This window comes from Ralstonia sp. 25mfcol4.1 (assembly GCF_900104095.1).
Classification (GTDB): domain Bacteria; phylum Pseudomonadota; class Gammaproteobacteria; order Burkholderiales; family Burkholderiaceae; genus Cupriavidus.
On the sequence record NZ_FNJO01000001.1, the window covers coordinates 581,408 to 594,078 of the forward strand.

Genomic DNA, 12,671 nt, shown 5'->3' on the forward strand with positions numbered 1-12,671 from the left:
CACAACAAGGAGCCCGACATGGCATTCGGATTCAGCTTCGGTGGACTGGTCTTCCTGCTCGTGCTGCTGGTGGTGTCTGCCTTCCGCGTGCTGCGCGAGTATGAACGGGGGGTGGTGTTCATGCTGGGCCGCTTCTGGCGCGTCAAGGGCCCCGGCCTGGTGCTGATCATTCCGGCCGTGCAGCAGATGGTTCGCGTGGACCTGCGCACCGTCGTCCTGGACGTGCCGCCACAGGACGTGATCTCGCACGACAACGTGTCGGTCAAGGTCAACGCGGTGGTGTACTTCCGCGTGGTGGACCCGGAGCGCGCCATCATCCAGGTGGCCAACTTCCTGGAAGCCACCAGCCAGCTGGCGCAGACCACGCTGCGCTCGGTGCTGGGCAAGCACGAACTCGACGAGATGCTGGCCGAGCGAGAGAAGCTCAACCTCGATATCCAGAAGGTGCTCGATGCCCAGACCGATGCCTGGGGCATCAAGGTATCGACTGTCGAGATCAAGCACGTCGACCTGAACGAGTCGATGGTGCGCGCCATCGCCCGCCAGGCCGAAGCCGAGCGCGAGCGGCGCGCCAAGATCATTCATGCCGAAGGCGAGCTCCAGGCATCGGAAAAGCTGCTTGAAGCCGCCCGGATGCTGGCGCGCCAGCCCCAGGCCATGCAGCTGCGCTACCTGCAGACGCTGACGCAGATCGCGGGCGACAAGAGTTCGACGATCGTGTTTCCGTTACCGATCGATATCGTGTCGACACTGACGGGGGGTGGGGGGAAGTAGGCGCGGACACGTGTTCGGCAGGATTGATGGCGGACAAGCAAGCTGACTACCAGCCCTGAAGTTCAGATCTGTCTCATTTGCACAGGCGCTGACGACGCCTACGATAGGCCTCGATCCATTCCATCGAGGCCAATACATGAGGGACTTCGCACTGTTCGGCTGGTTCGTGTTCAACATTGCCATTCCGTTGCTGGCGCCGCTGGCGCTCCTGCCGCTCATCAAGATTCCAAGGGCCTTGCGCCAGCGCAGCCGTGGCGTCGTCATGCGCGCCGTCCAGAACGGGCAGTTGCTCTGGACCGCGATCCCGATGAGCGCGAGCGCCTGCTACCTGCTCGCCCAACACCTGGGCATCAATGACATCCGCAGCCAATGGATGTGGACCGCGCTGACCGCCCATGTGGCGCTCATCGTGTTCGCCGCAGTGCTGGTGCTCCTTGGCGCTGTCGAGGCAAGCCTTGCCGCCCCGGGCGCCGCGGCGCCGAAATGGCCGCTCGTCCTGTCCTTGATTGTCACAGCCGCGAGCGCAGCGGCCCACTACTTCGGCTACACGATGCTGATTCTGCCCACCCTCGCGCAGGCCGCTCCACTTCAGACTTCACTCGTTCACCTGTAAGGAGATCACCATGGAACGCTTCCTGACCAGATTCTTCACCGACCGCGAATTCCAGGCCAAGATCATGATTCCGGTGTCCATCGTCTTCCTGACACTCGGCATCGCGCCTTTCATCCTGATAGCCCTGTTCGCGGACCTGTAACGAAAAAAACGCCTGCTTTCGCAGGCGTTTCCTTCACGGCAGCTTCAGGCAGTCGGGCATCAGACCTTGGCGGACACCCATTCCGTCACGCCGGCCAGGGCCTTCGGCAGACCCGTCGGGTCGGTGCCGCCGGCCTGGGCCATGTCCGGTCGGCCGCCGCCCTTGCCGCCCACCTGCTGGGCGACGAAGTTGACGAGTTCGCCGGCCTTGACCTTCGACGTGGCATCGGCAGTCACGCCCGCGATCAGGCTGACCTTGCCGTCGGCGACGGCGGCCAGCACGATGGCGGCGCTCTGGAGCTTGTCCTTGAGCTTGTCCATCGTTTCGCGCAGCGTCTTCACGTCGGCGCCTTCCAGCTGGGCAGCCAGCACCTTCAGGCCCTTGATGTCCACGGCCTGCGATGCAAGCTCATCGCCCTGCGACGAAGCCAGCTTGCTCTTGAGCTTTTCCAGTTCCTTTTCCAGCGCGCGGACCTGGTCCTGCACCTGGCCGATACGCGGCACCAGTTCCGACGGCTGCGCACGCAACGCGGCAGCCGCTTCGTTCAGGCGGGCGTCGAGCGATTGCAGGTAATGCAGCGCATTGTCGCCAGTAATGGCTTCCACGCGGCGGATACCTGCGGCCACGCCGGCTTCCACGACGATCTTGAACAGGCCGATATCGCCGGTGCGCGTCACATGGGTGCCGCCGCACAGTTCCTTCGACGTGCCGATCGACAGCACGCGCACGTCGTCGGCGTACTTCTCGCCGAACAGAGCCATGGCACCGCTCTTCACGGCGTCGTCGAACGGCATGACGGCGGCGACGGTGGGCGCGTTGGCCAGGATCTCGGCGTTGACGATTTCCTCGATCTGGCGGATCTGGTCATCGGTCACCGGGGCGTTGTGCGAGAAGTCGAAACGCGTCTTGTCCGGATCGACCAGCGAGCCCTTCTGCTGCACGTGGGTGCCCAGCACTTCGCGCAGGGCCTTGTGCATCAGGTGGGTGGCCGAGTGGTTGCGCACGGTGCGCGCGCGGCGCACGGCGTCCACCTGTGCCGCAACCTTGTCGCCCACCTTCAGCGCGCCGTTGGCCAGCGTGCCCTGGTGGCCGAACACGTCGGCCTGGATCTTGGTGGTATCGGCCACGGTGAACACGGCCGGGCCCGACACAAGCGTGCCCTGGTCGCCAACCTGGCCACCGGATTCGGCGTAGAACGGCGTGTTGTCCAGCACCACCACGCCCGTCTGGCCCGGCTGCATCGTATCGACGGAAGCGCCATCGACATACAGCGCGGTCACGCTGACGCCTTCCATGCTCAGGGCGTCGTAGCCATGGAACACCGTCTTGTCACCCGTGTACTCCAGGCCGGCAGCCATCTTGAACTTGCCGGCGGCACGAGCCTGCTCGCGCTGGCGCGTCATCGCGGCGTCGAAGGCGGCCTCGTCAACGGTGATTTCCTGTTCGCGCGCCACGTCCTGCGTCAGGTCGAGCGGGAAGCCGAACGTATCGTGCAGCTTGAACGCCAGTTCGCCGTCCAGCACCTTGCCGCCCTTAGCCTTCAGATCGGCCACGGCGCCGTCCAGGATCGACATGCCGTTCTCGATGGTCTCGAAGAAACGCTCTTCCTCGGCCTTGAGCACTTCCACCACACGGTTCTGGGCTTCGGCCAGTTCCGGATAGGCTTCGCCCATCTGCGCCACCAGGTCCGGCACCAGCTTGTGGAAGAACGGCGTCTTCTGGCCGAGCTTGTAGCCGTGACGGATCGCGCGGCGCACGATACGGCGCAGCACGTAGCCGCGGCCTTCGTTGCCCGGAATCACGCCGTCGACGATCAGGAACGAGCACGCGCGGATATGGTCGGCAATGACCTTCAGCGAATTCTGGTTCAGGTCGGCGATATGCGTTTCGCGGCCGGCGGCCTTGATCAGCGCCTGGAACAGGTCGATCTCATAGTTGCTGTGCACGTGCTGCAGCACCGCGGCAATCCGCTCCAGGCCCATGCCGGTGTCCACGCACGGCTTGGGCAGGCGCGTCATGTTGCCCTGCTCGTCGCGATTGAACTGCATGAACACGAGGTTCCAGATCTCGATGTAGCGGTCGCCGTCTTCCTCGGGCGATCCCGGCGGGCCGCCCCAGACTTCCGGGCCGTGGTCATAGAAGATTTCCGAACACGGGCCGCAGGGGCCGGTGTCGGCCATCTGCCAGAAGTTGTCCGACGCGTAGCGTGCGCCCTTGTTGTCGCCGATGCGCACGATGCGGTCGGTCGGCACGCCCACTTCCTTGGCCCAGATGTCGTAGGCCTCGTCGTCCTCGGCGTACACGGTCACCCACAGCTTGTCGGCCGGCAACTGGTAAACCTTGGTCAGCAGTTCCCAGGCGTACTGGATGGCATCGCGCTTGAAATAGTCGCCGAACGAAAAATTGCCCAGCATTTCGAAGAACGTGTGGTGACGTGCGGTGTACCCCACATTTTCCAGGTCGTTGTGCTTGCCGCCGGCCCGGACCGAGCGTTGCGACGACGTGGCGCGCGAGTACGGGCGCTTGTCGGTGCCCAGGAACACGTCCTTGAACTGCACCATGCCCGAATTGGTGAACAGCAGGGTCGGGTCGTTCGCCGGCACCAGGCTGGACGAGCGGACCACGGTATGGTCCTTCGACTCGTAGAACTGCAGGAACTTGCTGCGAATGTCGGAGACTTTCATGTTGTATCGGGCGCCTCGGCGCGTCGTGGCAGGACGCAGGCAGTCAGGTTGGATTTGCAAACCGTTGATTATACGGGGAAGCCCCGTCCCGGGGCACTGGCGCGCCGCCCCCTTGTTGGGGCCGGGCACCGCCACGGCGCCGCCTGTCCGGTTATCGCCCACGGAACACCGGCCGGCGCACCGGCCCGAGGCATCGGCCCGGTTGGCCGGTGATAGAGTGCTGGCTCCTCAGAACTGCCAGCCGTCACCGCCATGGGAGCCTTAAGCCATCTCCGCGTCCTCGACCTGACCCGCGTGCTCGCCGGGCCCTGGTGCGCCCAGAATCTTGCCGATTTCGGCGCCGACGTGATCAAGATCGAGCGCCCGGGCGCTGGCGACGACACCCGCATCTGGGGCCCGCCCTGGCTCAAGACGCCCGATGGGCGCGACACGGCCGAGGCCGCCTACTACCTGGCCGCCAACCGCAACAAGCGGTCGGTGACCTGTGACATCAGCACGCCCGAAGGCCAGCAGCTGGTGCGCGACCTGGCCGCCCAGAGCGACGTGGTGCTGGAAAACTACAAGGTCGGCCAACTGAAGAAGTATGGCCTCGATTACGAATCGCTCAAGGCGGTCAAGCCGGACATCATCTACTGCTCGGTCACCGGCTTCGGCCAGACCGGCCCGTACGCCCAGCGCCCCGGCTACGACTTCATCATCCAGGGCATGGGCGGCTTCATGAGCCTGACCGGCGAGCGCGACGACCTGCCTGGCGGCGGCCCGCAAAAGGCCGGCGTGGCGATTTCCGACCTGATGACCGGCCAGTACGCCACCATTGCCGTGCTGGCCGCGCTGTCCCACCGCGACCGCACGGGCGAAGGCCAGTACATCGACATGGCCCTGCTGGACGTGCAGGTGTCGATGCTGGCCAACATGAATACCAACTACCTGGCCAGCGGCGTGGCACCCAAGCGGTGGGGCAACGCCCACCCGAACATCGTCCCCTACCAGACCTTCCACGCCGCGGATGGCTGGATCATCGTGGCCGTGGGCAACGACGGCCAGTTCCGCAAGTTCGTGACCGCCGGCGGCCGCCCCGAGCTGGCCGACGATCCGCGCTTTGCCACCAACCCGCAGCGCGTGGCGCACCGCGACGCGCTGGTGCCGATCCTGGCCGAGATGGTGCTGCCGCGCACGCGCGAGCAGTGGATCCTGGACCTGGAGCGCGCCGGCGTGCCGTGCGGTCCGATCAACACGCTCGACGAGGTCTTCGAGAACGAACAGGTGGTGGCGCGCGGCCTGCGCGTGGACTTGCCCCACCCCACGGGCGGTACGGTCAAGCTGGTGGGCAGCCCGATGAAGATGAGCGCCACGCCCCCCGAGGCGCTGCGCCACCCGCCGTTGCTCGGGGAGCACACCGATGTGGTGCTGGACGAGACACTCGGCTACAGTGCCGAACAAATCGCCGCCCTGCGTGCCAAGGGTGTGGTCTGACGCGGACCAGATCCGTCTGAAACTGACCAGACCTTGACCGCGCCTGCCTCTGGCGGGCGCGCGGGCCGGTGATCATGACGTTTTTCCATCCTTAGGAGAATGCATGCTGACCGATGCCCTGCTCGCGTTCCTGCACTTCACTGCCATCTTCGTGCTGATTACGCTGATGGCCGCCGAAGCCGTGGTCCTGCGTCCGGACATGACACCGGCCGCCGTCCGCCGCCTGTCGATCTACGATTTCGTCTATTTCCTGTCGGCCATGGCAACGCTGGCCACCGGCCTGCTGCGCCTGTTCTATGGCGCCAAGGGCGTGGATTTCTATATCCACAACCCGTGGTTCCACGCCAAGATGACCGTGTTCGTCGTCATCGCGCTATGCTCGCTGCCACCCACCTTCACCTTTGCCGGATGGCGCAAGCAGGCAAAACGGCTGCCCGACTTCGTGCCGACGCCGGCAGAGATCAGGAAGGCCCGCCGCTGGGTGATGATCGAAGCGCATCTGGTAATCCTGCTGCCGCTGTGCGCGGTGATGATGGCGCGAGGCATCGGCATCCGCTAGGAGGCACTGGCAGAATGATTCTGGCGTCGTGGCGCGGCCATTGCCGTCCCACCAGTACTGTCTGCGGCCGCGCGCCTGGCCAGAACCGCTTCAATTCATCCCGCTGACGCCTTCTGGTCCAACCCATACCGCCGACGCGCACTGTACGTGCCGGCTTACAGATTCCCATCCTTTTCCACGTCTGACATGCTGAAGACCCTGCTCACGGCCGCGCTGGCCGTCACCACGGCGCTGGCCGTCCCTGCCCACGCCGCCCCTGCCAACTGGCCGACCAAGCCGATCCGCTTCGTGGTGCCCTACCCGGCCGGCGGCCCGCTGGACACCGTGGCGCGCGCCATCGGCGAAAAGCTGCGCGACAGCCTGGGCCAGCCCGTGGTTGTGGAAAACAAACCCGGCGCCGGCGGCAACCTGGGGGCCGACTACGTGGCCAAGCAGCCGGCCGACGGCTACACGATCGTGATGGGCGCCGTGGCCACGCACGCCATCAACCCCACGCTGTTCACGAAGATGCCGTACGACCCGGTCAAGGATTTCGCCCCGGTCACGCTGGTGGCCGACGTGCCGAACGTACTGGTGATGCACCCCGGCAAGGCCGCCGAACTGCACATCAACAACGTGCGCGACCTGGTGGAATACGCGCGCAAGCACCCGGGCAAGCTCGACTACGCGTCGGGCGGCAATGGCAGCGCCGGCCACCTGTCGGGTGAGCTGTTCAAGAGCATGGCGCACGTGAGCATGGTCCACATCCCGTACAACGGGGCATCGCCCGCGCAGATGTCGGTGCTGTCGGGCCAGACCGACCTGATCTTCGACAACCTGGCATCGGCATCGGCCAACATCAAGGCCGGCAAGCTCAAGGCCTTTGCCGTGACCACGGCCAGCCGTGCCGCGTCGTTCCCCGAACTGCCGACCATTGCCGAAGCCGGCAAGGGGCTGGGGCTGGAAGGCTTCGACATCTCCACGTGGTTTGGTGTCCTGGCGCCGGCGGGCACGCCGCGCGATATCGTGGACCGCCTCAATCACGACATCGTCGCCATCCTGAAGACCGACGACATGAAGGCGCGCCTCGCACGCATCGGCGCCCAGCCGGCGCCCACCACCCCCGAGCAGTTCGGCGCGCTGATCCAGCGTGAACTGAAGAAGTACGGCCAGGTGGTCAAGGTTTCCGGCGCGAAGGTCGACTAAGCGATCCGCGCGCCTTGTCGCGCAGGCGCCAGATGCGGTCCTTGCCGTCCCTGGCGTCTTCGGCCGCGTTGCGCGGCAGCAGCAGCCCTACCTGCGCGATGCGCGGCCCCTCCATGCGGGTCACGGTCAGCCGCAAACCGGCGATCTCCACCGCATCGCCCTCCACTGGCGGCGACGGAAACACCGCCAGCATTCCTTCCTCCAGCGTCTTTTCCTGCTGGGCCGCCTGCAGCGGTCGCGTGGCGTAGAGTGCCGCCACGTCGGCCAGCCTGGCCTGGCCGTCGAGCAGGAAGTCATGCGCCACCTGATCCCACGCCGGCGGCGTGGCCGGCTTCAGGAACAGGCGCGACAGGCGCGGCATGGCCGGGCTTGGCGCCAGGATCGTCACGATATCGCCTGCGCGCAGCACCGCCTGGTCCAGCGGCACCAGCGTGCCTTCGCGGGCCACGGTCACCAGCCGGCTGCGCGACGGCAGTTCGGCCTGGTCCGCGCGCAGGTCTTCCATCGGCGAATTGGGCGCCACCACGAACTGCATCATCTCCATGCCCGGCGCGCGAACGCCGCGCAGGCGCTCGCGCGACAGCGGCTCGTCGTAGGCCGGCCGCAGCACACGCGCCAGCCGCGCCGCCAGCGCCACCGTGGTGCCCTGACACAGCAGGCTGGCCAGCACCACGGCGAATGCCACCCGAAACAGCAGCCCGGCATCCTCCATGCCCTGCAGCAGCGGGAATAGCGACAGCACGATCGGCACCGCGCCGCGCAGGCCTATCCAGGCCAGGAAGCCCTTTTCGCGCGGGCTGAACCGGAACGGCAGCAAGGAGACAAAAACGGCCACGGGCCGCGCCACGCACATCAGAAATCCCGCCAGCGCCAGGGCTGGTACGGCGATATCCCAGATCCGGTGCGGCGTCACCAGCAGCCCCAGCAGGAGGAACATGGCGGATTGCGCCAGCCAGGCCATGCCGTCCATGGCACGCATGACGTCCTCGCTGACGGCGCGGTCGCGGTTGCCGACCATCATCCCGACCAGATAGACGGCCAGAAAGCCGCTGCCGCCGAATGACTGGACGATGGCCCAGATCATGCAGCCGCCGGAGCAGATCAGGATGGCCTGCAGGCCCTCGGCCACATTGACGCGCTCCATCACATGGGCCATGCAATAGCCCAGCCCGCCGCCCAGCACGCCGCCGACGCCGAACTGCACCAGCAGCCGCAGGCCCAGCGCGCCGGGCGACAGGCCCTGCGGCGCGGTGATCCATTCGATCAGTGTCAGGGTCAGGAAGATGGCCATTGGGTCGTTGATGCCCGATTCGATCTCGAGCACGCTGGCCACGCGGTCCTTGAGCCGGATGCCGCTGCTGTTGAGCAGCGAGAACACGGCGGCCGCGTCGGTGGACCCGACGATGGCGCCCAGCAACAGCCCGAGCTTCCAGTCGATGCCCAGTATCCATGTTGCAAACAATCCCACCAGTACGGCGGTCAACGCCACGCCCACGGTGGCCAGCGACAGCGACGGCTTCAGCGCCACCCGGAACGTGGCAAAGCGCGTGCGCAGCCCGCCGTCGAGCAGGATCACGGCCAGCGCGATATTGCCGACCAGGAAGCTGAGCCAGGTATTGGAAAAGCGGATGCCGCCCGGGCCGTCCACCCCGGCGGCCATCCCCACACCCAGGAACACCAGCAGGAACGGCACACCGAAGCGGGCCGAGAACACCCCGAGCAGGATGCCCAGCGTCATCACCAGGGCGCCGATCAGGATGGCATGGTCGATGGCTTCCAAGCGGGCCTCCTGTCCTTGGTTCTTGTCGGGGGGTCAGGCCATGCGAAAGCTTTCACTCCAGCTTTCGATCATAGGTGGCCGCGCGCCGCGGGTCTGTCCGTTTCCGTCCGGCGCGGCACCGCTCGGCTACGCCTTCCATCCGCGTATTCCCTGCACTTTTCCTTGCATCGTCAACGACTTACCGAACGCTTTCAGACGTCTGCGTAGGGACATACCCTGAGGTTGCCACTTTATGCAGACATATGAAAGGTAGCTGAAAGGATGCGCTTTTACCTTCCACCCTGCCGCGATCGGGGTAGCCCTCGTCGCGACGATTTCAAGCAGTCAAAGCTGTGTCATATCGAGGAGAATCATTTTGCGCATACGTAGCCAAAAGGACTTTGCCTCCGGCCTGATGTTCATCCTGGTCGGATTGGGCTTTTCCTTCGTCGCCCGTGGCTATTCCATGGGAACAGCCGCCAAGATGGGACCGGGATACTTCCCGTTCTGGCTCGGCATCGTGCTCGCCATTCTGGGCGCGCTGGTACTGTGGGGCTCGCTGTCTTCCAAGGCGGAAGAAGATCACCTGGCCCGCTGGGACCTGAAGATCCTGCTGTGGATCCTGGGTTCGGTGGTGCTGTTCGGCCTGCTGCTCAAGCCGCTGGGCATGGTGTTGTCGGTCGTGGTACTGGTGCTGGTCTCCTCGATGGCCAGTCACGAATTCAGCTGGAAGGGTGCTGTCCTCAATGCGATCGTGCTGGTGCTGATCAGCATGGGCGCGTTCGTGTACGGCATCAACCTGCAGATGCCGGTGTGGCCGGCTTTCCTGGCAAGCTAAGGAGCCCGCCCTCATGGAACTGTTAGCCAACCTCGGACTGGGCTTTTCGACCGCCCTGTCCTTCCAGAACATCGCCTACGCGTTCCTGGGCTGCGTGCTCGGGACGCTGATCGGCGTGCTGCCGGGCCTGGGCCCGCTGGCCACCATCGCGATGCTGCTGCCCGTGACCTACACGCTGCCCCCCGTGGCCGCGCTGATCATGCTGGCCGGTATCTACTATGGCGCCCAGTACGGCGGCTCCACCACCGCCATCCTGGTGAACCTGCCCGGCGAATCGTCGTCGGTGGTGACCACCATCGACGGCTACCAGATGGCACGGCGCGGCCGCGCTGGCGTGGCGTTGGCCACAGCCGGTATCGGTTCGTTCTTCGCCGGCTGCGTGGCCACGCTGATCCTGGCCGCTTTCGCGGCCCCGCTGTCGGAACTGGCGTTCAAGTTCGGCCCCGCCGAGTACTTCTCGCTGATGGTGCTGGGCCTGATCGGTGCCGTGGTGCTGGCTTCGGGCTCGCTGGTCAAGGCGATTTCGATGATCGTGCTGGGCCTGCTGCTCGGTCTCGTCGGTACCGACGTGAACTCGGGGGCGGCGCGCTTCTCGTTCGACGTGCCGGAGCTGACTGACGGCCTGAACTTCGTGTCGGTGGCCATGGGTGTGTTCGGCTTCGCGGAAATCATCGCGAACCTTGAGCAGAAGGAAGCCCGCGAGACCTTCACCGATCACGTGACCAACCTGTTCCCGACCAAGGAAGACTTCAAGCGCATGATCCCTGCCGTGCTGCGTGGCACGGCCCTGGGTTCGGCGCTGGGTATCCTGCCGGGCGGCGGTGCGGCACTGGCTTCGTTTGCAGCCTACTCGCTGGAAAAGAAGACCTCGAAGTTCGCGCACGAGTTCGGCAAGGGCGCCATCGAAGGCGTGGCAGGTCCGGAATCGGCCAACAACGCCGCGGCACAGACGTCGTTCATTCCGCTGCTGACCCTGGGTATCCCGCCGAACGCCGTGATGGCGCTGATGGTGGGTGCGATGACCATCCACAACATCCAGCCGGGCCCGCAGGTGATGACCAGCAACCCCGCGCTGTTCTGGGGCCTGATCGCCTCGATGTGGCTGGGCAACCTGATCCTGATCGTCCTGAACCTGCCGATGATCGGTATCTGGGTGAAGCTGCTGAAGGTGCCGTACCGTTACCTGTACCCGGCCATCCTGACGTTCTGCTGCATCGGCGTGTACTCGGTCCAGAACACCACGTTCGACGTGTTCCAGACCGCGGCCTTCGGTATCATCGGCTACCTGTTCATCAAGCTGCGCTGCGAACCGGCACCGCTGCTGCTGGGCTTCGTGCTGGGACCGATGATGGAAGAAAACTTCCGCCGCTCGCTGCTGCTGTCGCGTGGTGACTTCAGCGTGTTCGTGACGCGTCCGCTGTCGCTGGGCCTGCTGATCGCCGCAGCGGTCCTGGTGGCGATCGTGGCCATGCCGTCGATCAAGGCGAAGCGCGAAGAAGCGTTCCAGGAAGAGTAAGGACGTTTCCCCGCTGCATGTAGAGAGGGCGCCCCTGCGGCGCCCTTTTTCTTTTGGCGTGTCTCTTGACGCTTGCCTGGCGTTCCCCGGGCTGGCGCGTCCCGGCCCTCAGTCGCCGAACAGGGCCGCGCAGGCGGTGCGGATCGCTTCGGTCACATGCACGCGGCCGTGATCGCGGCGCTCCAGCATGCCGATGGTGCGCACGGTGGGTTCGCCGCCAGCCCGCAAGGGAAGGATGCGCAGCGCACGGTCGTCGCGCCAGCGGGCACGCTTGAGCAGCGGCACCACGGTCACGCCCACCTCCTGCCGCACCAGTTCCACCAGCGCCTCGATCGAGTTCAGCTCCAGGTATTCGTTGGTGCGAAGATGAGCGCGGCGCAACGCGCGTTCCACCAGCGCGCCCGTGCGCTGGCTGCGGTCGAAGCGCAGGAACGGGTTGGAAGCGAGTGCCTGGCGCGCATCGTCGCCCTGACTTCCACGTGATGCAATCGCCACAAGTGGCTCTTCATACAGCGGGGTCCAGTGCAGCGTGCCGGCCAGGCGGGCCGAGCCCTCCACGACAAAGGCGGCGTCAAGCTCGCCGCTCTCCACCATGGCGGCCAGTTCGAACGACTTGGCGCCGATCAGCCTGACATCGAGCGCCGGGTACGTCCGCTTCATCTGCGCTACCACATGCGACAGCCCGCCCATGACGGAGACCACCGCCCCCACTGCTACCGCGCCCGCCATGGCTTCGGTGTCGGCCAGCGGCACGCGCATGTCGTCGTAGAGTGCCAGCAGCCGGCGCGCCTGGGGCAGCAGCGCCCGGCCATCGGCATTGAGCACGGCCACCCGGCCGCTGCGGTCGAACAGCGCGCGACGCAACTCTTCCTCCAGCGACCGCATCTGCAGACTGACTGCCGCCTGCGTCACGGCCACCTGGCTGGCGGCGGCGGCAAACGACCCGTATTCGGCCACGGCGACGAAGGTTCTCAGGAAGCGAATCGTGCTCATCGTTGGTGCATGGTTGGAGGAGGACATCGCATCGCGGCGATCCACAAGATTTTCTTGTCAATCAAGCAAGGAATATTAACTTTCATTGTGGACGCGGGCGCGGAATAATTTGTGTTTTCCTGCCGCAGTTCCACG

At 65.5% G+C, this 12,671-nt stretch carries 11 protein-coding genes; 8 read left to right on the top strand and 3 right to left on the bottom strand.

The features are described from left to right. The first annotated feature begins 18 nt into the window (after window positions 1-18). The 3 genes from BLQ58_RS02605 to BLQ58_RS29650 all read left to right on the top strand — a co-directional run bounded on the left by BLQ58_RS02605 (window position 19) and on the right by BLQ58_RS29650 (window position 1,529). Entirely contained in the window at window positions 19-774 is a 756-nt protein-coding gene (locus BLQ58_RS02605) for a slipin family protein (RefSeq protein ID WP_092594414.1), read from the top strand. Window positions 775-910: 136 nt separating this feature from the next. Further along, entirely contained in the window at window positions 911-1,387 is a 477-nt protein-coding gene (locus tag BLQ58_RS02610; RefSeq protein ID WP_092594415.1) for a hypothetical protein, read from the top strand. Between the two features lie 10 nt (window positions 1,388-1,397). After that, a complete protein-coding gene (locus BLQ58_RS29650) occupies window positions 1,398-1,529 on the top strand; it encodes a hypothetical protein (protein WP_283780990.1) in 132 nt (43 codons plus the stop codon). A 59-nt stretch (window positions 1,530-1,588) separates the two neighbouring features. Here the strand turns inward: BLQ58_RS29650 and alaS are convergent, their stop codons facing one another. Beyond that, on the bottom strand, window positions 1,589-4,213 hold the full coding sequence (gene alaS, locus BLQ58_RS02615; protein ID WP_092594416.1) for an alanine--tRNA ligase: 2,625 nt from the start codon (window positions 4,211-4,213) through the stop codon (window positions 1,589-1,591). A 252-nt stretch (window positions 4,214-4,465) separates the two neighbouring features. Between alaS and BLQ58_RS02620 the strand changes: the two genes are divergently transcribed. The 3 genes from BLQ58_RS02620 to BLQ58_RS02630 all read left to right on the top strand — a co-directional run bounded on the left by BLQ58_RS02620 (window position 4,466) and on the right by BLQ58_RS02630 (window position 7,430). Then, window positions 4,466-5,686, top strand: coding sequence for a CaiB/BaiF CoA transferase family protein (locus BLQ58_RS02620; protein ID WP_092594418.1), 1,221 nt, complete (start codon window positions 4,466-4,468; stop codon window positions 5,684-5,686). A 103-nt stretch (window positions 5,687-5,789) separates the two neighbouring features. Continuing rightward, a complete protein-coding gene (locus tag BLQ58_RS02625; protein ID WP_092594419.1) occupies window positions 5,790-6,245 on the top strand; it encodes a DUF2214 family protein in 456 nt (151 codons plus the stop codon). 186 nt (window positions 6,246-6,431) lie between these two features. Further along, entirely contained in the window at window positions 6,432-7,430 is a 999-nt protein-coding gene (locus BLQ58_RS02630) for a Bug family tripartite tricarboxylate transporter substrate binding protein (protein WP_092594421.1), read from the top strand. On the opposite strand, the gene BLQ58_RS02635 is transcribed toward BLQ58_RS02630, so the two are convergent. Then, window positions 7,402-9,210 (bottom strand): potassium/proton antiporter, encoded by a 1,809-nt coding sequence (locus BLQ58_RS02635; RefSeq protein WP_092594423.1) that lies wholly within the window; start codon window positions 9,208-9,210, stop codon window positions 7,402-7,404. The genes BLQ58_RS02630 and BLQ58_RS02635 overlap by 29 nt on opposite strands. Before the next feature lie 355 nt (window positions 9,211-9,565). Between BLQ58_RS02635 and BLQ58_RS02640 the strand changes: the two genes are divergently transcribed. Together BLQ58_RS02640 and BLQ58_RS02645 are read left to right on the top strand one after the other, a co-directional pair. Further along, entirely contained in the window at window positions 9,566-10,027 is a 462-nt protein-coding gene (locus BLQ58_RS02640; RefSeq protein ID WP_092594425.1) for a tripartite tricarboxylate transporter TctB family protein, read from the top strand. A gap of 13 nt (window positions 10,028-10,040) precedes the next feature. After that, window positions 10,041-11,543: a tripartite tricarboxylate transporter permease gene (locus BLQ58_RS02645; RefSeq protein WP_092594427.1), complete on the top strand. Its 1,503-nt coding sequence runs from the start codon at window positions 10,041-10,043 to the stop codon at window positions 11,541-11,543. Between the two features lie 108 nt (window positions 11,544-11,651). On the opposite strand, the gene BLQ58_RS02650 is transcribed toward BLQ58_RS02645, so the two are convergent. After that, window positions 11,652-12,536: a LysR substrate-binding domain-containing protein gene (locus BLQ58_RS02650; protein WP_092594429.1), complete on the bottom strand. Its 885-nt coding sequence runs from the start codon at window positions 12,534-12,536 to the stop codon at window positions 11,652-11,654. Window positions 12,537-12,671: the final 135 nt, after the last annotated feature.

Coding starts and splice junctions, on each gene's coding strand:
- BLQ58_RS02605 (WP_092594414.1), top strand. CDS start 19: ATGGCATTCGGATTCAGCTTCGGTGGACTGGTCTTCCTGCTCGTGCTG.
- BLQ58_RS02610 (WP_092594415.1), top strand. CDS start 911: ATGAGGGACTTCGCACTGTTCGGCTGGTTCGTGTTCAACATTGCCATT.
- BLQ58_RS29650 (WP_283780990.1), top strand. CDS start 1,398: ATGGAACGCTTCCTGACCAGATTCTTCACCGACCGCGAATTCCAGGCC.
- alaS (WP_092594416.1), bottom strand. CDS start 4,213: ATGAAAGTCTCCGACATTCGCAGCAAGTTCCTGCAGTTCTACGAGTCG.
- BLQ58_RS02620 (WP_092594418.1), top strand. CDS start 4,466: ATGGGAGCCTTAAGCCATCTCCGCGTCCTCGACCTGACCCGCGTGCTC.
- BLQ58_RS02625 (WP_092594419.1), top strand. CDS start 5,790: ATGCTGACCGATGCCCTGCTCGCGTTCCTGCACTTCACTGCCATCTTC.
- BLQ58_RS02630 (WP_092594421.1), top strand. CDS start 6,432: ATGCTGAAGACCCTGCTCACGGCCGCGCTGGCCGTCACCACGGCGCTG.
- BLQ58_RS02645 (WP_092594427.1), top strand. CDS start 10,041: ATGGAACTGTTAGCCAACCTCGGACTGGGCTTTTCGACCGCCCTGTCC.
- BLQ58_RS02650 (WP_092594429.1), bottom strand. CDS start 12,536: ATGAGCACGATTCGCTTCCTGAGAACCTTCGTCGCCGTGGCCGAATAC.